The sequence below is a fragment of the Thermotoga sp. 2812B genome (assembly GCF_000789335.1).
GTDB classification, from domain to species: domain Bacteria; phylum Thermotogota; class Thermotogae; order Thermotogales; family Thermotogaceae; genus Thermotoga; species Thermotoga maritima.
The window spans coordinates 1,131,843-1,152,908 of sequence record NZ_CP003408.1; the positions used below are offsets into that span (position 1 = coordinate 1,131,843).

Below are 21,066 nucleotides of genomic sequence, written 5' to 3' on the forward strand. Positions count from 1 at the left end.
CTCAGAAGAGACGGTTTTCCGGGACTTCGTACTTCAGGTGTTTGTAAGCCTTTTCAGTGACGACCCTTCCTCTTGGAGTTCTGGCGAGGAATCCTGCCTGGAGGAGGTAAGGTTCATAAACTTCGCTCAGGGTGTCCGCTTCTACACCGAGTGAAGCGGCGAGGGCGTTCAATCCGACGGGTCCTCCCCTGTAAATTTCTATGATCGTCTTCAGAATCTTCCTGTCGAACTCATCCAGTCCCTCGTCGTCTATGTTCAGAACTTCCATGGTCTTCAAAACGATATCGGTATTGATTCTGTCTGCCTTTACCACCGTGAGCATGTCCCTCACTCTCTTCGTGAGTCTTATAGCAATCCTCGGTGTGCCTCTTGATCTTTTCGCGATCATCTCTGCTGCTGCGTCTTCTATCTCAACGTCCATCAAGCTGGCCGCTCTTTTTATGATTTCTTTCAGCTCTCTCACAGTGTAGAAGTCCAGTTCGAGGATGATACCGAACCTGCTTCTGAGAGGAGAACTCAAAAGACCACTTCTCGTCGTGGCTCCAACGAGTGTGAAAGGCTGGATGTCTATCCTGATGGACTTCGCACTCGGACCCTTTCCGATCATGATGTCTATCTGGAAGTCTTCGATGGCAGAGTAAAGAAGCTCCTCCACTGCTTTGTTCAATCGGTGTATTTCGTCTATGAAAAGAACGTCTCCCCGTTCCAGACTTGTGAGGATAGCAGCCATATCTCCCTGTTTCACAAGAACCGGTCCGCTCGTAACGTGGATGTTCGTCTGGAGTTCGCTGGCGATTATATGTGCAAGGGTCGTCTTTCCGAGTCCCGGTGGTCCTGCGAGGAGGACATGATCGAGTACTTCTCCCCTCATCTTCGCTGCTTCGAGAGCGAGGGAGAGTTTCTTTTTCACGTTTTCTTGACCAATGAATTCATCGAGGCTTTTGGGCCTTAGAAACTGTACACCGGTGTCGTAAACGGTTCTTTCAGGTGTGAGAAATTCACTCACCTTTCCACCTCTTCTGTTTTCCTTTTTCTCGAAAAAAATTATACCACTCGAACAAAAAAGGGGGCTTTCGCCCCCTTTTCTTCTCTGAAAAAGGAGATCATTTGCCGCTTCCCATCACAAAACCGATTATCACACCGACGATTCCGATGGCGACACCCGCAAGGGCCATGGTCTGAACATCGGAGATCTTCTTGCTGAGGGTGGCGCTCACGCTGTTTACATCTTCCATCCATGGTTTCGAAGAGACGACCTCGTCAACTTTCTGGGAGAGTTCTGCGTTACTCTGATTGAGATTCTTAACTTCTTCTTCGACTTTGGTGACTCTTGCTGTGACTGCTCCCATGCTTCTTTCGAGTGAGTTCACCTTGTCAACTGCCGACTCCACCTGAGAAACTCTCTTTTCCAGACTCTCAACACGGCTGTTCACGGTCGTGATCTGACCTTCGAGAACACTCACACGAGCATCGAGAGCTTTTGCCGTCTTCTGCTGGGTTTCAAGGTCAGTCTGGAGTTTGGAGACGAGCACCTTGAGGTTTCCTATCTCTCCAGACAGGGCGGTGTTGTTTTTCTCGACACTGGCAGAGAGTTCGGAGAGTTTCTGATCGAGAGTATCTGTGTAGGATTTGAGAGTTTTTTCCACGTAATCTTTGAGAGAGGCTTCGGAATTTCTCACGAGTGCCTCAAGGTTCGCCGTTTTCGTCTCAACGGCGGACAGCCTTCCTTCGAGATCGCTCAGTTTCGAGACGGTCTGGGCGATCTTGCTGTCGACGTAGTCTTTGTTCACGAAGTCCCCCGAAAGTTTGGATTCGAGAGCGGCGATTTTCGAAAGTGCCTCGTTCACTTTAGCGTCCAGGCTCTGGAGTTCATCTGACTGACTCTGAACCTGACTCATGACTTCTACTCTGAGGTTTTTGAGGTCAACGAGAGTGGCTTTCAAGTTCGCCACATCGTTCTTGAGAGTTTCAAGATCGGACGTTACTCCCCCAAAATTGTCAGAGAGGTTCTGAACCTTCATCAAGGCAGTGCTGACGAGATCCTCGAGAGTAGAGACTTTGTTTATCAGTCCGGAAACGTCTGTGGAAGGTTGTTTGAGTATGTTGTAGAGTCTGTAGAACGCCACCGCTGCCTGATACCTGGTGAGGTAGGAGTTACCCTGGAACGTTCCATCCGGCATTCCAGTGAGAACACCGAGTTTCGACATCTCCATTACCGCTTCGTAGGCCCAGTGGTTGACGGGAACGTCTTTGAACTGTTGTGAAATTCCGATGAATGCTCCAAGCATCAGAACGAACACCAGAAGCTTCTTCATGAAGACACACCTCCTTTAGGTTTATCTGTGAATGAATGTTCTTCGGTGGGGAACAGACCCTCTTTTACCTCTCTTCTGAACTCTTGCAGAGCTTTCAATATGACTTCGTACAGATTCGCGTATTTCTTGGAAAAGCGAGGTGCAAAGTCCGGATTCAGACCGAGAAGGTCGTGCCAGACGAGAACCTGACCATCACAGAAGCGGCCTGAACCGATGCCAATGGTTGGAATGGAGACGCTCTCGGTGATCTCCTTAGCGACTTCCTCAACAACGAGCTCCAGAACGATAGCAAAAGCCCCCCTCTTTTCAAGCTCCCTGGCGCTTCTCAAGAGGTATTCTCTGTTTTTTTCCGTCTTTCCTTGGACTCTGTAACCACCGAAACGGTTCACGAACTGAGGTGTGAGGCCTATGTGGCCCATCACCGGAATACCGCTTTCGACCAGTTTTTGAACGAGTTCACCGAATTCCTCTCCACCCTCTATTTTCACGGCATTCGCACCGACCTTCAAGAACTTCCCAGCGTTCTCCACGGCTTTTTCCACGGAAGTCTGGTAGGAAAGGAAAGGCATGTCTGCCACTATGAAAGCGTCTGGGGCTCCCCTTTTCACGGCTGCCACGTGTATCAGCATTTCTTCCATAGTTACGGGAATCGTGTTTTCGTACCCGAGAACGTTGTTTCCAAGGGAGTCTCCAACGAGAATGACATCTATGCCGGCATCTCTCGCGATTCTGGCGCTGGGAGCATCGTACGCGGTGACCATCACGATCTTTTCCTTACCTTTCATCTTCTTGAGCTTCTCGACGTTCACTTTCTGCCACCTCCCTGAGCAGCTTCACAATCTCATCGTAGAGCACGGTGTTTCCGAAGATCTTTTCGTACTCCCTGCGCTCTTCCTCTACCACCTGCCAGTCTCCTCTTTTCACAGGACCTGTCAGAGAACGTTCCACTCCCATCTTCTTTATGTTGTCCACCACACCTTTCATCAGGGTGTGAATGAGGAGTTCCGGTTCATCCAGACCAAGAAGAGTGTATATCCTCTTTGAAAGATAGGCAAGTGCCACCGGAAAGTTTGAAGCAATGACCGCGGCGAGATGGTAGGCTTTCTTTTTTTCCGAAGGGATCACGAAATACTTTCCGGAGATCTCTTCTGCGATTTTTTTCACAATCGGAAGTCCTCTTTCGTCTCCTTCCAATCCAAAGACGATCTGGTCTTTCATTTCAAGGGCTTTCTCGAGGCTGGAAAAAGAAAAGTTCGGGTGAATCGATGCTCTTCCACTCTTTTTGAAAATCTCCGACGAGAGAAATCCAGAACAATGTACCAAAACAGCGTCTCCGAGATTCAAGTGGTTCGCCACCGTTTCTATGTGTCTGTCCGGGACGATAACAAAGACCACGCCGTTCAACTCAGGGTGCTTTTCCAGTGTAGCGGCTTTTCCCCCGTAAACTTCAGCAAGGGTTCGAGCCCTATCTATACTGCGGGACAGGATGTATCCTATTTCATACCGATCTTTCAAACACTCAAGAAAAAACCTCGTGAGGGTTCCGGTACCCACAAAGTTCAGAACCATTTCAATATCTCCCTCAATTTTTCAACGATTCTCGAAGCGGAGTTCGCTGTTATCACAGCCCTCTTCTGGCCCGATCCGCCCTCTACGTTCAACTGGTCTTTCAATTTCTCGAAGATCTTTCTGCAATCTATCCAGTTCGAAACGATCTCTACCCGGTCAGGATGCTCCAAGAGAACGATTGTGTCTTTGCGATCTGCGAGGAACTTGGGCAGGTATTTCATTTCCTCTGGAGTTCCAGAGAAGTGATACAGATAGTACTTTCCGATCTTTTCTGGTTCTGCTACTTTTGAGAGAATCTCGGCGTACTTTTCCGACAGTTTGTCGAGCTTTGCACTCTTTTCTTTGACTTCTTCGAGAAGGTTCTCTGCTCTCTTCAGGAGTTCCTTTGTGGATGTGGTCAGCACTCTGGAGAGCGACTTCAGGAGTTTATCTTTTTCTCTGTAATCTTTCAAAGCTCGATCGCCTGCAACGAAAGAGATCCTTGTTAGTACCTTCTTCACCTTCTCTGTTTCTACGATCTTTATCAAACCGATTTCTCCAGTGTTTTCTACATGAAACCCTCCGCAGGCGGTGACATCGAAATCTCCTATCTTTACCACTCTGACTTTTCCTTCCACATTGGGCAGTTTTCTGAGGTTCATTTTCTCTGCTTCTTCTTTTTCTATCTCGAGAATTTCAACTCTCTCACAGCTTCTCACTACTTCGTTGGCCAGATCCTCAGCTTCTTCCAGGACATCTTCGAGAACGAACGGAGCGTTCAGATCTATGGTGGAGACCCTCTCTCCCATGTGGAAACTCACCGTTTCAAGATCGGCCACCTTCAGAAAAGCGGCTGAGAGGATGTGCTGAGCGGTGTGCTGACAGGCGATGTCTTTTCTCCTGGCAAGGTCTATTTCGTACTCGTACTCACCCGGTTCGAGATGAGCATCCAGATAATGGAGGGTGTATCCATTCTTTTCCTTCACCTTCAGAACGTTTGCAGGACCGATCTTTCCTCTATCTCCGAGCTGTCCACCCTTTCCGTCTGGATAGAAAGGGCTTGTTCTCGAAACGGCGATGATTTTCTCACCATCTTTTATAACCTCGTCTATTCTTATTCTACCCGCAGTCATCTTTTTCCAACCTGCACCCTTTCTTTCAATCGCTCGATCTTGAAGAACTCTTCTCTTTCTTGTTCTTCGAGGGTATCCTGAATGTATTTTATCGTTTCTTTGAGCTGGGGGATCACCACGTTCTCCAGAGCATTGACCCTTTTCTTCACTTTCTATTTTCATCTCAATCTGAGATACAGTCTGTCGGTTCTTGGCAAGTTCCTTTTACCTACGATAGAAGCGATAGATCTTCTGGTTGCTCTAGCACACCAGATCTTTCTCCGGTAAAACGAACAGGTAAGTATCCAGAACTTTCAAAACGGACAGTCCGATCATGGTAATTGCTATTCCTATCAAAAAGGAGCGCGTTGTTCCACCTCCTTATGAGAGGATTATACCCCTTTCGGGGCAACTTTAATGGTTTCTTAAATAGAACACGTGATACAATTTAAAAAAACGCAAGGAGGTGTGTTCATGAGGCTTGAAGGGAAGGTGTGTCTGATCACAGGGGCTGGAAGCGGGATAGGGAAAGCCACCACGCTTCTTTTTGCACAGGAAGGAGCAACGGTGATCGCTGGCGATATCTCGAAAGAAAATCTCGATTCTCTTGTGAAAGAGGCAGAAGGACTTCCAGGAAAGGTCGATCCCTATGTCCTGAACGTGACCGACAGGGATCAGATAAAGGAAGTTGTGGAAAAAGTCGTTCAAAAGTACGGTCGAATCGACGTTCTGGTGAACAACGCGGGAATAACAAAGGATGCGCTTCTTGTGAGGATGAAAGAAGAAGACTGGGATGCGGTAATAAACGTGAATCTGAAGGGTGTTTTCAACGTGACTCAGATGGTGGTGCCATACATGATCAAACAGAGGAACGGTTCGATCGTGAACGTCTCCTCTGTCGTTGGAATATACGGAAATCCTGGTCAGACGAATTACGCGGCGTCGAAGGCGGGAGTCATAGGGATGACCAAGACGTGGGCGAAGGAACTCGCTGGAAGAAACATCAGAGTGAACGCTGTGGCACCCGGATTCATAGAAACCCCCATGACCGAAAAACTTCCAGAAAAAGCACGTGAAGCGGCCCTTTCCAGAATACCGCTGGGAAGGTTTGGGAAACCAGAAGAGGTGGCGCAGGTTATACTCTTCCTCGCATCGGACGAGTCAAGTTACGTCACCGGACAGGTGATAGGAATAGATGGGGGCCTCGTGATCTGAGGCCCTCATCTTCTGAAGACTTCCACTCCGTCTATGTAGACCCTCTCCACCACGGATTTCATATCGAACGGATGTCCGCTCCAGACCACAAGATCCGCGTCCTTTCCGGGTTCGATGGAACCGATTCTATCTTCGAGTCCGAGGATCTTAGCAGGATTCACCGTCAGGATCTTCAGCAGATCTTCTTCCATCGCACCGTACCTCATGGCAGTTGCCGCCTGAACGGTTGCAAACTCGAGAGGAATCACCGGGTGATCACACATCAAGGCTATAAGAACCCCATCTTTCAAGAGTTTTGCGATAGTTTCCATCGTCAAATCTTTCAGTTCCAGCTTTGTTCTGAAGGTGAGGAGAGGTCCCACAACGACGGGTATCTTCTTCTCCGCTAGCACCTTAGAAATTTTGTAAGCTTCCGTTCCGTGTTCTATGACGAGGTTGAAACCAAACTCCTCCGCTATTCTGATGGCGGTGAGAATGTCGTCCGCTCGGTGGGCGTGCATCCTGGCGGGAATCTTCTTTCTGAGGACCATCTCACCGACTTCCATTTTCAAGTCCGTTTCGGTGAATTCTTTCCCTTCTTTCTGGGCGAGTTCCTTTTTCTTCATGTAATTCTTCACTTTAGTGAAGTAGTCTCTGATCACTCCCGCTGTTCCCATTCTCGTTGAAGGAGTTTGTTTCCTCTCACCGTAGACCCTCTTTGGATTTTCTCCGAACGCCATCTTCAAACCTGCGGGATCCTTCACAACGCACTCTTCCACAATTATGGATCTGAACTTTATCACGCTTCCCTGTCCACCCACCGGGTTGGCGCTTCCAGGAACGATCATCACGGACGTGACTCCACCGGCAAGGGCTCGTTCTATGGCCGGATCCTGCGGATTGAAACCGTCGAGTGCTTTCACATGCGGTGTGACGGGATCCGTGGCTTCGTTTCCATCGCTGTAGTAGTACCCTACTCCTTCCTCGAAGAGTCCGATGTGGGAGTGCGCATCTACGAAACCGGGAAACAGGAATTTTCCCGTTAGATCAACGATTTCCGCGTCGGGATCTTCTATGTTTTCTCCCACCTTTTCCACTTTTCCGTTCGAGACAAGCACATCTCCTTTGAAGGGTCTGGAAGTTATGGGAAAGACCGTGGCGTTTTTAAAGAGAATCTTCACACTCATCCCTCCCCTTTTGGTTCGCATCACGAACTATTTTAACACGTTCCAGACTGGAAAACACCATGGAGATCAAAAGGAGTGCTGCCCCTAAAAGCTGTTCTCTTGTCATCGTTTCACCCAGCATGAAATAAGAAACAACTGCTGCGAAAACTGGTTCTCCCAGGAAAACAATCGCAGACACGTTGTTTCCAAGCGCTTTCTGGTACTTTGCCTGAAGGTAGATGGCCAGAATGGTGGCCGCAAGAGCGGTGAATACCGCACTCCCAAAAGCCGGGAGTGTGAAGTTCCAGTTCTTCCAGAAAAAGTTCAGTATCAGGTTCAAAATCCCCACCACCAGAAACTGTGGAAAGAGGAGATCCACTTCTTTGACTCGTTTTGAAAACATCGTTATCAGAACAACATGCAAAGCAAAGCTCACCGCACAGATCAGGGTGAGAAAGTCCCCGAAGTTGAAATCTTTGATTCCACCGGAGATCATGTAAAGCCCCAGGCTTGCGACAAAAAAGGAAACGATCTGGAATATCGTGGGGATTTCTCTCTCCAGAAGATACGCAAAGACCGGAACGAAAACGATGTACATCGATGTGATGAAACCGCTCTTCGTGGAGGTGGTGATCGTGAGTCCCCACGTTTGAGTGGTGTAGGCAATTCCCAGGAGTGTTCCGAGGATCGCTCCGTATTTGATGTTTCCCTTTCCAAACAGAAAATAAGAAAAAAGCGCTGCGATGAAGAATCTAACGGCGATATAAAAGGTGGGAGAGACTCCCACCAGTACGATCTTCTGTATAGGAAATGTCGATCCCCAGATGAACGCAACGAAGAGTAAGCTGAAAAGTGCCTTTACCAATCTTCACCACCCGCTTCTCACTTTGAATTCGAATTCTTTCTCTGAATTGGGCGGAACGATCAATTCGAAAACGATCTGGTCCGAAGTTTCTTTCAACGGTTTGATGGAAAATCTGAGCAGTCTCATCATATTCCCGTAGACGTTGATTCTCACCTTCGATTCCGTTTCGTTCAGGTTCTGAACGGTCACTTTCCAGGTCCTTTCGTATTCGTATGTGTCTTTGTAGTTCCTCTCGTCCAGAATCTCTCCTCTCACGCGAACGTCCCAGGAATCCGTTACGGGAAGCTCCAGAAGGGAGTTTTTCGGAGTGTCGGGGATGCTCGTTTCCCCGATCATTATATCCACACCGGAAATGTTAGAGAATATGCTCACCGTGCCTCCCGGAAGATCCACAGGAGTCTTGAAACTTCTCGTGAAGGTGGTTTTCTGATAGTTGAAAATTGAATCGTTCACTGCAAAAGAGTATGAGTAGTACTCGTTAGTGCTGGGCAAATTCGTTTCTATGAGATTCACAACAGGAGATTTGTCCAGATCTTTTACTTTGCCGAGGTGATACACCTTGACTTCCTCGGACTCGTGTTCTTCGGGCATTTCTCTTGAGGGTGAAGCGCTGAGGTACATCACTTTCCGAATGGAAGCTTCCTCAGCGGGCCTGGAAATTAAGAAAACATCCGCGCTTTCCACACCAGAGACCGATAGAAAGGCGTTTCCCGTGAGAGTATCTTCGAAGAGATAGTACCTGACGTTCCAGCTTCCTGAGGAACGCAGAAGCAAAGTTACCTTTCCCTGCCCGTTCATCACGAGTTTCCGATCACTCTGAGGTTCTTCGTATTCCAGGACAAGCCACTTTTTCAACGTGGAGTTGTAGATGTAGTACTTCGTGTCTTTTTTCAAAACGAGAGGAGAAGTACTTATCACTTCGAACTGAGAGGGAGGTTCGTCCACCGCTTCGACGGTTTTTCCTTTTATAATTTCTTCCCAGGAAGGTTCTTTTTCCGAAACCACGTACCAGCTTTTTGCTCCGATTACATCCATCACGTTCCAGCCCTGAGGAACGGAGACGGTTTCTGTGCCGCTCACGGATAAACTTTCCATGAGAACCGCGCTGTCCTGAAAAAGAATGAGAACGGGTGCTGCAAAGATCGTTGTCGATGCGAATAAAAGAAAAAACAAGCTTCTCATAATTTTCACCCCCTCCTGAAAATTCTATCACCCGGGGTTAAAATATCCTGAGAGGTGATTCGAGATGCAGGTGATCTTTTTTGAGAACGACGAAGAACTCCTGAGAGAAGCTTTGAAAATCAGAAGGAAGGTTTTCATAGAAGAGCAGGGAGTTCCCGAGGAAGAAGAACTCGATGGGAAAGATCCTGAGAGTGTTCACGTGCTTCTCGAAAAGGAAGGAAAGTTCATAGGAACCGCAAGGATAAGAAAGATCGATGATGGAACGTTCAAGATAGAACGTGTGGCGATTCTGAAAGAAGAAAGAAGGAAGGGCCACGGAAGGTTCCTCATGGAGAGTATAGAAAGAGAGCTTTCCTCTAAAGGAGTTCAAAAGATCGTTTTGAACGCTCAAATCCAGGTGAGAGAGTTCTACGAGAGACTCGGTTACAGGGCGGAAGGGGAGGTCTTCTACGAAGCGAACATTCCGCACGTGAGGATGGTGAAGGTGGTGAAACGGTGAAGTTAACCCCTCTCATGGAACAGTACCTGAGAATAAAAGAACAGTACAAAGATTCCATTCTGCTGTTTCGACTGGGAGATTTTTACGAGGCGTTTTTCGAAGACGCGAAGATCGTTTCGAAGGTTCTGAACATAGTTCTCACAAGAAGGCAGGACGCTCCCATGGCGGGCATCCCGTACCACGCGCTGAACACCTACCTGAAAAAGCTCGTCGAAGCGGGCTACAAGGTGGCAATTTGTGATCAGATGGAGGAGCCTTCGAAGTCGAAGAAACTGATCAGAAGGGAAGTCACGCGTGTTGTCACTCCTGGATCCATCGTAGAAGATGAGTTTCTCAGCGAAACGAACAACTACATGGCCGTTGTCTCAGAAGAGAAAGGACGGTACTGTACGGTTTTCTGTGATATCTCGACAGGTGAGGTCCTGGTTCATGAAAGTTCAGACGAACAGGAAACGATGGACCTGCTGAAAAATTACTCCATTTCCCAGATCATCTGTCCAGAGCACCTGAAATCTTCTTTGAGGGAACGCTTTCCAGGTGTTTACACAGAGTCCATAAGCGAGTGGTATTTCTCAGATCTGGAAGAAGTGGAAAAAGCCTACAATCTGAAGGACATTCATCATTTCGAGCTTTCACCCCTTGCGCTGAAGGCCCTTGCAGCACTGATAAAGTATGTCAAGTACACGATGATCACGGAAGAGTTGAATCTGAAACCCCCTCTTCTCATCTCCCAGAGAGATTACATGATACTCGATTCCGCAACGGTGGAAAATCTTTCTTTGATCCCTGGTGACAGAGGAAAGAACCTCTTCGATGTGCTGAACAACACGGAAACTTCTATGGGGGCTCGCCTTTTGAAAAAGTGGATTCTCCATCCTCTGGTCGACAGAAAACAGATCGAAGAAAGGCTCGAGGCTGTGGAAAGACTGGTGAACGACAGGGTGAGTCTGGAGGAGATGAGGAACCTTCTTTCGAACGTGAGGGATGTGGAGCGGATCGTTTCTCGGGTGGAATACAACAGATCCGTTCCCAGAGACTTAGTGGCACTCAGAGAGACGCTGGAGATCATCCCGAAACTGAACGAAGTTCTTTCAACCTTCGGTGTGTTCAAGAAACTCGCTTTCCCGGAAGGACTGGTTGATCTGCTTCGAAAAGCCATTGAAGATGATCCGGTGGGAAACCCCGGCGAGGGAAAGGTTATAAAGAGAGGATTCTCACCTGAACTCGACGAATACAGGGATCTTCTGGAACATGCCGAAGAGAGGCTCAAAGAGTTCGAGGAGAAAGAGAGAAAAAGAACGGGTATCCAAAAGCTGAGGGTTGGATACAACCAGGTTTTCGGTTACTACATAGAGGTGACGAAGGCGAATCTGGATAAGATTCCCGACGATTACGAAAGAAAACAAACACTCGTCAATTCTGAAAGATTCATCACACCCGAATTGAAGGAGTTCGAGACAAAGATAATGGCCGCTAAAGAAAGAATAGAAGAGCTGGAAAAGGAACTCTTCAAAAACGTGTGCGAAGAGATGAAAAAGCACAAGGAGGTTCTCCTCAAGATCTCGGAGGAACTGGCAAAGATAGATGTGCTTTCGACATTAGCATACGACGCCATTCTGTACAATTACACAAAACCCGTCTTTTCAGAAGACAGACTGGAGATCAAAGGTGGAAGACACCCGGTCGTTGAAAGGTTCACACAGAATTTTGTTGAAAACGATATTTACATGGACAACGAGAAGAGATTTGTGGTAATAACGGGTCCCAACATGAGTGGGAAGTCCACTTTCATCAGACAGGTGGGTCTCATATCCCTCATGGCGCAGATGGGATCGTTTGTACCGGCGCAGAAGGCGGTTCTTCCCGTGTTCGACAGGATCTTCACGCGAATGGGTGCCAGAGACGACCTCGCTGGTGGTAGAAGTACGTTCCTTGTCGAGATGAACGAGATGGCACTCATCCTGCTGAAATCAACAAAGAAGAGTCTGGTCCTCTTGGACGAGGTGGGAAGAGGTACGAGTACCCAGGACGGCGTCAGCATAGCCTGGGCAATCTCAGAGGAACTCATAAAGAGAGGATGTAAGGTGCTGTTTGCCACTCACTTCACAGAACTCACCGAACTCGAAAAACACTTTCCGCAGGTTCAGAACAAAACCATTCTGGTAAAAGAAGAAGGCAAAAACGTGATATTCACCCACAAGGTGGTGGACGGTGTGGCAGACAGAAGTTACGGAATAGAGGTCGCAAAGATAGCGGGTATTCCTGAGAGGGTCATAAACAGAGCTTATGAAATTCTGGAGAGGAATTTCAAAAACAACACGAAGAAAAACGGAAAATCGAACAGATTCAGTCAGCAAATTCCTCTCTTTCCTGTTTGATGCTCTTTATCAGTTCAACGTAATTGTCGTTTCTGAAGATACCGTATCCCATCACAAGGATCGTCGCACCGTTTTTAACCAGTATCGATGCGTTCTCTTCGTTCACGCCGCCGTCGACCATGATTTCTGTTTCCAGTCCCAGTTCCTTCACCATCTTTCTCAGATTTCTTATTTTCTCAAGACTCCTTGCTACGAACCTCTGACCAGAGAAACCGGGATTGACGCTCATCACAAGTACACCGTCGACGTCGGTTATGATCTCTGAAAGAAGATTGATGGGGGTATGCGGGTTTATGGCCACAAAGGCCCGTGCTCCAAGGTCTTTAACACGATGGACCAACCTGTGGAGATGAAAGGTCGATTCGTAATGGATGGCGACCATATCTGCTCCTTCTTCTATGAAGCGGTCGATGTAATCTTCGGGATTGGTGATCATCAGGTGTACACTTATGGGAAGTTTTGTTTCTTTCCTGAGGGCTTTCAGAACGGGAAGTCCAAAGGAAATGTTTGGAACAAAATGACCATCCATGACATCGAAATGTATCATATCCACGTGCTCTTCCACCCTTTTCACCTCATCGGCCAGTCTTGCAAGGTCACACGCGAGAATTGAAGCTGCTATTTTCACCATTACTTTTTCCTCCTTCCCAGAAGCTCGTAAAACATCTTCACATAATTTTCGTATCGACTTTCTGCGATTTCTCCGTTCTCCACGGCTTCTTTCACTCCACACTCCGGTTCATCCACGTGGTTACAGTCCGAGAAGAAACACTGTTTGTCTCCAAATTCCTTGAAGTAGTGTTTCAGTTCCTCGGGTTCTATGTCGTTGATCTCCAGATTTGCGAAACCTGGAGTATCGACCACATAACCTCCGAAATCGAATTTCAAGAGCTGGGCAGTTGTTGTAGTATGCCTTCCTCTCTGGAGTTTCTCTGAAACTTCGCTCACACGAAGCTTCAAGCCTGGATTTATGGCGTTGAGCAAGCTACTTTTTCCAACTCCGGAGAGTCCGGCCATCGTGCTGATCTTTCCCTTCAGATATTCCTTGAGCTCTTCGATTCCCATTCCGGTTTTCGCACTGGTTTTCACGATTGGATAGAGTCCAGAATAGATCTCTTCCAGCTCTCTTACCTTCCTCAGATCGTCTTCATCGTAGAGGTCCATCTTGTTGATGACCATCACCGTTTCCAGTTCGTTCTTTTCAGCGAGGACAAGAAATTTATCGATTATGTAGGTCGAAGTTTCCGGCATTTTCACCGTTACCACGAGAATCACCTGGTCCACATTTGCAACGTGAGGTTTGGTGAGTAGATTTTTCCTGTGTAGCACGTTCTCTATGACACCGGAGCCCGTCCCGTCCGGTGTGTACTCCACCCTGTCTCCAACGTATATCTTGAGATTCTGCAGGCGAAATTTCCCCCTCAGTTTGCAGAGGATTCTTTCACCAGTTTCCTCGTCTTCGACCGTGACCATGTTCGAGTGAAAACTCACCACTATTCCTCTTCTTCTCAAGTTCATTCCTCCCCAAGGATGAGGATAACTTTCGTTGCTATAGAACCTTCCGGGGGATACTGTGCCACCACCGTATCACCTGTTCCAAGTAGCAAAACACGGGGATCGTCCTTCAGTTCGTCCACTTTTTTGCCCACAAAATTTTCTACCAGAAAATAGCTTTCTTTTTCTCCTGTATCAATAAGAAGAATTAATTTCCCATTGTAGATCTGCCCCTCTTCCGGATAGGTTGCGAGAACCCTGTCTTTTTCAGTGCCAAAAGGAAAATAAACGGTTTCGTAATTCCACCCGAGCCTTTTCAGGATCTCTTCTGCGACTGGGAAATTCAGCTGTGAAAGACGAGGCACAATTTTTTTCTGGGGGTTTTCGTAGTAGAGATTCACCGTTCTTCCCTTTTTCACCCTTGAACCGGCTCGTGGATAAGTGTCCACCACCGTTTCGGAAGAAGACTTGTCACAAAACAGACCAGACGTTTTCAGTCTTTCACACGCTTCTGTTCCAGAAAGCCCGACAACGTCCGGTACCGTGCTGTACTGACTCTGATAAAACTTCATTGTGAACAAAAAGAAAAGGCCACCAACCACGATGCCGATTATTATTCCGAGAAACACCCTCATGATCTTGATTTTATTCTCTTCAGCCTCAGCTGACCACAGGCCGCTTCGATGTCGGTACCCTTTTCTCGTCTGATTTCTGCTTCGATTCCGTTTTCCAGTAGTATCCTCTTGAAGGTCAAAAGCCGTTCCCTCGACGGTCTTCTCAAGCCTTCCACCGTTGGATTAACAGGGATCAGATTCACGAAGACCTTCATGTTTCTCAAAATTTCGGCCAGTTTCTTTGCGTCGCTTATTTCATCGTTTATACCCCTTATGAGCACGTACTCTATCGTTACACGATTTCCTGTCTTCCTCTGATAGATCTTCACTGCATTCAGGATCTCTTCGATGGAGTACTTTTTGTTCAAAGGAACGAGCTGATCTCTCTTGAAGTTCGTTGGAGCGTGGAGTGAAAGAGCGAGCTTCACATCGAGCCCTTCTTCAGCCAGTTGAATTATTCTGTCCGGGATTCCAACTGTTGAGATTGTGATCCTCCTGATACCTATGTTTCCCATCTTTTTGTGGTTCAGTATTCTTATGCTTTTTATCGTGTTTTCGTAGTTCAAAAGAGGTTCTCCCATTCCCATGTACACAACGTTTCCTATTTTTTTCTTCTCTTCTTTTTCCATGGAAAGGATCTGTGCTACGATTTCTCCTGTGGTCAGATTTCTGACAAATCCGCTCATTCCTGTGGCACAGAAGATGCATTTCACAGGACATCCAACCTGGGTTGAAATGCAGGCCGTTATTCTGTCCGGATGGAAAAGCATCACAGATTCTATTGTGTTTCCATCCTCGAGTTCCCAGAGGAATTTGGTGGTACCATCTATTCTGGAAACCTTCTTGTCGAGGAGTTTCAAGAAAGAAATGGAGAAGTGCTCTTTCAAAAGAGCACGGTGCTTTTTCGAAAGGTTTGTCATCTCGTCGAAGTTGTTCACCTTTTTATCGAACACCCAGTCCAGAATCTGATCTGCCCTGTAGCGCTCGAGACCCAGGTTAGTGATCTCGGTTACCAGTTCTTCGTAAGAAAGATCGAGTAGATTCTTCAAGTCAACACCTCCCAGTTTGAAATTATACTATAGAGTTTAAGGAGGGATATCTTTGGACAAAATTTTTGGATCTCTTCACAAAGCAGGCTGTGACGTGCGAATGTTCGAAAAACTTTCCTGTCACACCAGCATAAAAATAGGTGGAAGAGTGAAATATCTTGTTCTTCCAAACGATGTTTTTTCTCTGGAACGAGCCATCACTGTTCTGAAGGATCTTCCGTTTCAAATAATGGGACTCGGCACGAACCTTCTGGTTCAAGATGAAGATCTGGATATCGCAGTGTTGAAAACAGAAAGGTTGAATCAAATTGAAATAAAGGGAGAAAAAGTACTGGTAGAAAGTGGAACTCCCCTGAAGAGGCTCTGTCTATTTTTGATGGAAGCGGAACTCGGGGGACTGGAGTTCGCATACGGGATACCGGGGAGCGTGGGGGGAGCCATCTATATGAACGCGGGAGCGTACGGAGGAGAGATCGGAGAGTTCGTCGAAGCGGTCGAGGTTCTAAGAGATGGAAAAAAGACCTGGCTTTCGAAGAACGAGATTTTTTTCGGCTACAGAGACAGTACGTTTAAAAGGGAGAAATTGATCATAACACGTGTGATGATGAGTTTCAAAAAAGAAAAGAAGGAAACCATAAAAGCGAAGATGGACGATTACATGAGGAGGCGTCTGGAAAAACAACCCCTTGACCTTCCGAGTGCGGGTAGTGTTTTCAAAAGGCCAAGAGAGGATTTCTACGTGGGAAAGGCCATAGAATCCCTGGGTCTGAAAGGTTACAGAATTGGAGGGGCTCAGATATCGGAAAAACATGCGGGATTCATTGTGAACGCAGGAAGTGCTACTTTTGATGACGTGATGAAACTCATTGATTTTGTGAGAAAAAAGGTGAAGGAGAAATACGGTGTGGAGCTGGAAACGGAGGTTGAAATCTGGTGGAATGGAAGACAGTGGTGAAACCCCATACAGAAAGAATCAACGTTAAAAGATCGGAGTTCTATGCCACGATCTTTCCAGTAAAGGATGAAAAAGACTTTCGTGAGAAGTTGAAGGAAGTTTCGAAAAGGGATGCTACTCACAACTGCTGGGCTTACAGGATCTTCTCTCCAAACGGTATCCTTGAACACAGTTCAGACGATGGCGAGCCGGGTGGAACGGCGGGCAGACCCATTCTCGGGGTTCTAAAAAAATACGATCTTATGAACACGGCGATCGTTGTCACAAGATATTTTGGTGGTATGAAACTGGGTGTTCGTGGACTCATAGAAGCTTACTCTTCGGCCGCTGAGATGGCGGTCAAGGGAGCAGAATTGAGAAAGTTGAGGCTCATGAAAGAGTTCGAAGTGGAGGTAGATTATCAGGAACTGAACAATGTGTTCAGAGTTGTGGAGATGATGGGGCTGGAGCTCGTTGAGATGGACTACACAGAGAGGGGTGCAAAAATCCTGCTTCGTGGTCTTGAAGTACCTGAAAACCTGGTTATAAAAACGATTCGTGATGTGTTAATATAATCACGAAGGAGGGAAAATGAATGAAAGAACTGGAGGATCTCGAAAGGATTCTCGATTCAATGATAGAGGATTACAAAAAGTTGAAAGAGGAAAATAAGGAACTGTGGTCGAAGGTGAAACAGTTGAATGAAAGGATACTTCACTTAGAAAAGGAGAAGGAGCAGCTGGAAAAGACCATCGAGCAACACAAAAGGTCTCTGAACACACTCGTGGAGAAAATTCAGCGTTTTCTCTCCCTCACAACCGATCAGGGGATGATACAGGATGAAGAAGAAAATAAGCGTTAGACTTGGAAAGAAAGTGTACAACCTCGTTACGGATGAGGATCTGGAGATAGTCAATCAAACCATAGAGAAAATAGAAAAAGACTTCAAGCGGTACGAAGAATTCATCGACGAAGTGGGGATAGATAACATCCTGTTCGTCATGTTGGCCAACACCGTGCTCGAAAACGTGAAAATGAGTGAGAGAATTAGAAATCTGAAGAAAAAACTTTCTCAGGCACTCAGGGAAGGTGATCAGGAACCTTGAAGAGAATAGTCGTTGTGTCCGGGCTTTCGGGAGCGGGAAAAACCACCGCGATGGGTTTTCTGGAGGATCTGGGGTATTTTTGTGTTGATAACGTTCCCGGTAACATACTGGAGGAACTTTTGAAGCTCTTCATGAGTTCCGATCTTGAAAAGATGGCGATGGCCATTGATGTGCGAAGCGAACACCTCGGAGATCCCATATCGACGGTTGAGAGAATAAAAGAAAAGACGAACGCTCTGGTGATTTTTCTGGAGGCGTCCACGGAGGAACTTCTGAGGAGATACGCTCTGACGAGAAGAAGACACCCTCTTCAGAAGGACGGAGTAGGGCTGGAAGATGCCATAGAGAAGGAGAGGAAAATCCTGTCTCGTATAAGGGAAATCGCGGACGTTGTGATAGATACAACCAGCATGAACACACATCAACTGCGCGAAACTCTGACGCATTTTCTCGTGAACCAGGCCGGTGGAACCTCTGTCAGAATAATGAGTTTCGGATTCAAACACGGAATTCCAATGGACGTGGATTTCGTTTTTGATGCTCGTTTTCTCCCGAACCCACACTACGTACCGGAACTTTCTTCAAAAACGGGTTTGGATAGCGAGGTAGAAGCGTACTTTAAAAATTATCCGGTGGTGGAAGAGTTCATCGAAAAGATTTATGAAATACTAAAGGTGGCGATAGAAGAGTACCAGAGAACTGGAAGAAGAATAATCACTGTGGGAATAGGATGTACCGGCGGCAAGCATAGATCTGTGTATATCGCACACAGGCTGAAAGAAATGTTGGAAAAAGAAGGTTTTACAGTCATTGAGAAGCACAGGGACATAGAGAAGGTGTGAGCGGTGAAGGTGGTTGCTGTAGGTGGAGGGACGGGACTTTCCACTCTTTTGAAAGGCTTGAAAAACATCGATTCTTTTGAAATAACCGCTGTTGTCTCAGTCACTGACGAAGGGGGAAGCTCCGGAAAGTTAAGAAAAGAGCTGAACGTACCTCCTCCAGGCGATGTGAGAAACAACATCGTGGCTCTGGCAAAAGATGAAGATCTTCTTGCGAAGCTGATGAGCTATCGTTTCAGTGAGGGGTCTTTTAAGGGACACAGTCTGGGAAACCTGATAATAGCGGCTCTTACCAAGATCGAAGGAAGTTTTTCGGAGGCCATAAGGATCTTGGAGAGGGTGCTCGCTATAAAAGGGAGAGTCTTACCCGTAAGCGAAGATCACGCAAGACTTGTGGCAAGGTTCGAAGATGGAGAAGAGGTGATCGGTGAAACGAACATCGTCAGAAAAGGTGGAAAGATAGTCGAAGTCAGGTTGGATAGACCGATCGATGCACTTCCTGAAGTCCTCGAGTCGATTGAAAGGGCCGATATCATCATCTTTGGTCCAGGGAGTCTCTACACGAGTATCATCACAAACGTTCTCGTAAACGGTGTGAAGGATGCGATTAAAAAATCGAAGGCGAAGAAAATATACGTGTGTAACCTCATGACCCAGCCAGGTGAAACAACAGGATACAGGGTCTCGGACCACGTCAAAGAACTCGAAAGGTACCTGGAGCAAAGCGTAGATTTCGTGCTGGTGAACACCCGCAAGCCCTCTGAAGAGGTGCTCGAAAGGTATAGAAAAGAGGGCAGTGATTTCGTGGAGATCGACGCTGAAAACATACAGAACACCATTCTAGCAGAGCCTTTTCTTATAGAGGTAGTAGATCCCTCAGATGGTCAAAGAAAGATAAGACACGATTCTGTGAAACTGGCGGATGTGATTGAGAGAATTTCGAGGTGGTGAGCCTCTTGAGGCGAACTTTCTCTGAAGAGATAAAAGAAGAACTCGTGAACGTCCCTTTTGGTAGTCGTGAAGAGGTTATATCGGAACTTTTAGGTTTCATAAAAGCGCGGGGCGATCTGGATGTTAAGAGCAGGCATATCGTTTTTTCTTTGCACTCTTTTGCCGCCTCGAGGCGGCTTTTGAATTTAATGAAGTATCTCTCAAAACCCGTTTCGGAGATAATTGTAGAGAAATCACACAACATAAAGAAGAGGTACATAAAAATCACCGCAGAGTATTCAGAAAGTTTCATGGTGATAGAGCCGTTCTTCGACGTAGCCCTCTTTGTTTCATTTTTGAGAGGACTGTTTCTCAGCGGAGGATCCATGACGAATCCAAGGTATCATTATCATCTGGAAATCAATCTGTTTGAGGAAGAAACGCTCGCTCTCACCAGAAAAAGCTTGAAAGATTTCTTCAACATAAACGCAGGCATCATAGAACTCAGGAATACAAGAAAACTTTATATAAAGTCTATAAAGGACATTCTTGTGTTCCTTGAAGCCATAGGGGTTCAGAGAAAGCTGGAAGAGATAGATCGAATCGTCACTGAAAGAAAAGTGATCGGTGATGTGAACAGAACGGTCAACTTTATAGAGGCGAACGCCATCAGAACAGCAAACAGTACGGCTCGTCAGATACGTGCGATAGAGCTTATAAAAGAGAACATGGGACTCGAAAACTTACCCGAGGATTTGAGAAGAGTCGCTCTGGTTCGATTGAGAAACAAAGAACTCTCACTCAGAGAGCTGGGGAAAAAGTTAAATCTCACAAAATCTCAAATATACTCGAAACTGAAAAGAATTATCAAAATAGCTGAAAGGTTTGGTGATGTAAAATGAAGTGCCCGTTTTGTGGTTCGATGGACACGAGAGTGCTCGATTCGAGGCCAACCCTCGATGGAACTGCTATCAGAAGACGCAGGGAGTGTTCTTCTTGCGGTAAAAGATTCACCACCTACGAGAGATACGAAGAAGCGCCTGTTCTCGTTGTAAAAAAGGATGGCAGACGGGAAAAGTTCGACAGGGAAAAGATAAAAAATGGTATGATAAAAGCTTGTGAGAAGAGGCCCGTCACCTACGAGCAGATCGAAGAAGCTGTGAACAGAATCTGCTTGAAACTCAGAGAAGAAGGATCCTTCGAAGTTGAAACGAAACGAATAGGAGAACTGGTTATGGAGGAGTTGAAGAAACTGGACCAGGTTGCTTACGTACGATTCGCTTCAGTCTATCGTGATTTCAGGGAAGTGGATCAATTCTTGGAGATCGTGAAAGAACTAAAAAGAGAGAAGGAGGGCGAAGAACAATGAAGAAGGTTCGGCTCACCCGTGAGGGCTATGAAAAGCTGAAGAAGGAATTGGAAGATCTGAAAAGGAAATTCATGTACGAGATCTCTGAAAGAATAAAAGAAGCGAGGGAACTCGGAGATCTCTCGGAAAACTCAGAGTACGAAGCCGCGAAGAACGAACAGGGGCGTGTTGGAAGCAGGATCATGGAGATCGAGCAGATTCTGAGCAACGCGGAGATCATAGAAGATTCTGAGGAAAGCGACGAGGTTACACTGGGGAAATGGGTTGTTATAAAGAACCTGGATACCGGTGAAGAGCACAAATTTCGAATCGTCACACCTCAGGAAGCGGACTTTTTCGCTCAGAAGTTGAGCTCCGATTCTCCACTGGGCAAAAGCCTTCTCGGTAGAAAGGTGGGAGATGTGGTAAAGGTAAAAGCTCCCAGTGGTGTTCAGCGTTATCAGGTGATAGCGGTAATGAACAAGTAACGGAG

25 protein-coding genes are annotated in these 21,066 nt (G+C 46.7%); 12 read left to right on the forward strand and 13 right to left on the reverse strand.

Annotation, left to right across the window (positions count from 1 at the left end):
• Window position 1: 1 nt before the first annotated feature.
• The 6 genes from ruvB to T2812B_RS05650 form a co-directional block, all read right to left on the reverse strand.
• Window positions 2-1,006 carry a Holliday junction branch migration DNA helicase RuvB gene (gene ruvB / locus T2812B_RS05625; RefSeq protein ID WP_008194559.1) on the reverse strand — a complete coding sequence of 335 codons (1,005 nt, stop codon included), beginning with the start codon at window positions 1,004-1,006 and terminating at the stop codon, window positions 2-4.
• Window positions 1,007-1,103: 97 nt separating this feature from the next.
• Window positions 1,104-2,315 (reverse strand): S-layer homology domain-containing protein, encoded by a 1,212-nt coding sequence (locus T2812B_RS05630; RefSeq protein WP_008194561.1) that lies wholly within the window; start codon window positions 2,313-2,315, stop codon window positions 1,104-1,106.
• Window positions 2,312-3,124: a 3-methyl-2-oxobutanoate hydroxymethyltransferase gene (gene panB / locus T2812B_RS05635; protein ID WP_008194563.1), complete on the reverse strand. Its 813-nt coding sequence runs from the start codon at window positions 3,122-3,124 to the stop codon at window positions 2,312-2,314. Before panB ends, T2812B_RS05630 begins: the two co-directional genes overlap by 4 nt.
• Complete coding sequence (locus T2812B_RS05640; RefSeq protein ID WP_008194565.1) at window positions 3,090-3,884, reverse strand: Rossmann-like and DUF2520 domain-containing protein; 795 nt, start codon at window positions 3,882-3,884, stop codon at window positions 3,090-3,092. The genes panB and T2812B_RS05640 overlap by 35 nt, the downstream gene beginning before the upstream one ends.
• On the reverse strand, window positions 3,875-4,996 hold the full coding sequence (locus tag T2812B_RS05645; protein WP_008194567.1) for an alanyl-tRNA editing protein: 1,122 nt from the start codon (window positions 4,994-4,996) through the stop codon (window positions 3,875-3,877). The genes T2812B_RS05640 and T2812B_RS05645 overlap by 10 nt, the downstream gene beginning before the upstream one ends.
• Window positions 4,993-5,145 carry a V-type ATP synthase subunit D gene (locus tag T2812B_RS05650; protein WP_008194569.1) on the reverse strand — a complete coding sequence of 51 codons (153 nt, stop codon included), beginning with the start codon at window positions 5,143-5,145 and terminating at the stop codon, window positions 4,993-4,995. The genes T2812B_RS05645 and T2812B_RS05650 overlap by 4 nt, the downstream gene beginning before the upstream one ends.
• 304 nt (window positions 5,146-5,449) lie before the next feature.
• Here T2812B_RS05650 and fabG point away from each other — a divergent pair, with 304 nt between their 5' ends.
• Entirely contained in the window at window positions 5,450-6,190 is a 741-nt protein-coding gene (gene fabG / locus T2812B_RS05655) for a 3-oxoacyl-[acyl-carrier-protein] reductase (protein ID WP_008194573.1), read from the forward strand.
• Between the two features lie 5 nt (window positions 6,191-6,195).
• Here fabG and T2812B_RS05660 read toward each other — a convergent pair whose 3' ends face one another.
• From T2812B_RS05660 to T2812B_RS05670, 3 genes are read right to left on the reverse strand one after another with little or no spacing between them, the layout of a single operon-like run.
• Window positions 6,196-7,356, reverse strand: a complete 1,161-nt coding sequence (locus tag T2812B_RS05660) for an amidohydrolase (protein ID WP_038050976.1) — start codon at window positions 7,354-7,356, stop codon at window positions 6,196-6,198.
• Window positions 7,334-8,200 carry a DMT family transporter gene (locus T2812B_RS05665; protein ID WP_008194577.1) on the reverse strand — a complete coding sequence of 289 codons (867 nt, stop codon included), beginning with the start codon at window positions 8,198-8,200 and terminating at the stop codon, window positions 7,334-7,336. Before T2812B_RS05665 ends, T2812B_RS05660 begins: the two co-directional genes overlap by 23 nt.
• 3 nt (window positions 8,201-8,203) lie before the next feature.
• Window positions 8,204-9,382 carry a hypothetical protein gene (locus T2812B_RS05670; protein WP_008194578.1) on the reverse strand — a complete coding sequence of 393 codons (1,179 nt, stop codon included), beginning with the start codon at window positions 9,380-9,382 and terminating at the stop codon, window positions 8,204-8,206.
• 64 nt (window positions 9,383-9,446) lie between these two features.
• Between T2812B_RS05670 and T2812B_RS05675 the strand changes: the two genes are divergently transcribed.
• Together T2812B_RS05675 and mutS are read left to right on the forward strand one after the other, a co-directional pair.
• A complete protein-coding gene (locus T2812B_RS05675) occupies window positions 9,447-9,881 on the forward strand; it encodes a GNAT family N-acetyltransferase (RefSeq protein WP_008194580.1) in 435 nt (144 codons plus the stop codon).
• Window positions 9,878-12,259: a DNA mismatch repair protein MutS gene (gene mutS, locus T2812B_RS05680; RefSeq protein WP_008194583.1), complete on the forward strand. Its 2,382-nt coding sequence runs from the start codon at window positions 9,878-9,880 to the stop codon at window positions 12,257-12,259. Before T2812B_RS05675 ends, mutS begins: the two co-directional genes overlap by 4 nt.
• Here mutS and rpe read toward each other — a convergent pair.
• From rpe to rlmN, 4 genes are read right to left on the reverse strand one after another with little or no spacing between them, the layout of a single operon-like run.
• Window positions 12,228-12,890: a ribulose-phosphate 3-epimerase gene (gene rpe, locus T2812B_RS05685; RefSeq protein WP_008194585.1), complete on the reverse strand. Its 663-nt coding sequence runs from the start codon at window positions 12,888-12,890 to the stop codon at window positions 12,228-12,230. The genes mutS and rpe overlap by 32 nt on opposite strands.
• Window positions 12,890-13,777, reverse strand: coding sequence for a ribosome small subunit-dependent GTPase A (rsgA, locus tag T2812B_RS05690; protein ID WP_081501968.1), 888 nt, complete (start codon window positions 13,775-13,777; stop codon window positions 12,890-12,892). Before rsgA ends, rpe begins: the two co-directional genes overlap by 1 nt.
• A complete protein-coding gene (locus T2812B_RS05695; protein ID WP_008194588.1) occupies window positions 13,774-14,388 on the reverse strand; it encodes a PASTA domain-containing protein in 615 nt (204 codons plus the stop codon). The genes rsgA and T2812B_RS05695 overlap by 4 nt, the downstream gene beginning before the upstream one ends.
• Window positions 14,385-15,416, reverse strand: coding sequence for a 23S rRNA (adenine(2503)-C(2))-methyltransferase RlmN (rlmN, locus tag T2812B_RS05700; protein WP_004082231.1), 1,032 nt, complete (start codon window positions 15,414-15,416; stop codon window positions 14,385-14,387). Before rlmN ends, T2812B_RS05695 begins: the two co-directional genes overlap by 4 nt.
• Before the next feature lie 52 nt (window positions 15,417-15,468).
• On the opposite strand from rlmN, the gene murB reads away from it, so the two are divergent.
• Genes murB through greA form a run of 9 tightly spaced genes read left to right on the forward strand, consistent with a single transcriptional unit; the run spans window position 15,469 to window position 21,061 of the window.
• Window positions 15,469-16,371: a UDP-N-acetylmuramate dehydrogenase gene (murB, locus tag T2812B_RS05705; protein WP_008194592.1), complete on the forward strand. Its 903-nt coding sequence runs from the start codon at window positions 15,469-15,471 to the stop codon at window positions 16,369-16,371.
• A complete protein-coding gene (locus T2812B_RS05710) occupies window positions 16,350-16,925 on the forward strand; it encodes a YigZ family protein (RefSeq protein ID WP_008194594.1) in 576 nt (191 codons plus the stop codon). The genes murB and T2812B_RS05710 overlap by 22 nt, the downstream gene beginning before the upstream one ends.
• A gap of 20 nt (window positions 16,926-16,945) precedes the next feature.
• Window positions 16,946-17,212 carry a DivIVA domain-containing protein gene (locus T2812B_RS05715; protein ID WP_004082228.1) on the forward strand — a complete coding sequence of 89 codons (267 nt, stop codon included), beginning with the start codon at window positions 16,946-16,948 and terminating at the stop codon, window positions 17,210-17,212.
• A complete protein-coding gene (locus tag T2812B_RS05720) occupies window positions 17,190-17,456 on the forward strand; it encodes a hypothetical protein (protein WP_004082227.1) in 267 nt (88 codons plus the stop codon). The genes T2812B_RS05715 and T2812B_RS05720 overlap by 23 nt, the downstream gene beginning before the upstream one ends.
• On the forward strand, window positions 17,453-18,298 hold the full coding sequence (gene rapZ / locus T2812B_RS05725) for an RNase adapter RapZ (protein ID WP_008194597.1): 846 nt from the start codon (window positions 17,453-17,455) through the stop codon (window positions 18,296-18,298). Before T2812B_RS05720 ends, rapZ begins: the two co-directional genes overlap by 4 nt.
• A gap of 3 nt (window positions 18,299-18,301) precedes the next feature.
• Window positions 18,302-19,246, forward strand: a complete 945-nt coding sequence (locus T2812B_RS05730; protein WP_008194599.1) for a YvcK family protein — start codon at window positions 18,302-18,304, stop codon at window positions 19,244-19,246.
• Entirely contained in the window at window positions 19,243-20,127 is an 885-nt protein-coding gene (gene whiA, locus T2812B_RS05735; RefSeq protein ID WP_227738401.1) for a DNA-binding protein WhiA, read from the forward strand. The genes T2812B_RS05730 and whiA overlap by 4 nt, the downstream gene beginning before the upstream one ends.
• Window positions 20,124-20,594: a transcriptional regulator NrdR gene (gene nrdR, locus T2812B_RS05740; RefSeq protein ID WP_004082223.1), complete on the forward strand. Its 471-nt coding sequence runs from the start codon at window positions 20,124-20,126 to the stop codon at window positions 20,592-20,594. Before whiA ends, nrdR begins: the two co-directional genes overlap by 4 nt.
• Window positions 20,591-21,061: a transcription elongation factor GreA gene (gene greA / locus T2812B_RS05745; protein ID WP_004082222.1), complete on the forward strand. Its 471-nt coding sequence runs from the start codon at window positions 20,591-20,593 to the stop codon at window positions 21,059-21,061. Before nrdR ends, greA begins: the two co-directional genes overlap by 4 nt.
• Window positions 21,062-21,066 lie beyond the last annotated feature (5 nt).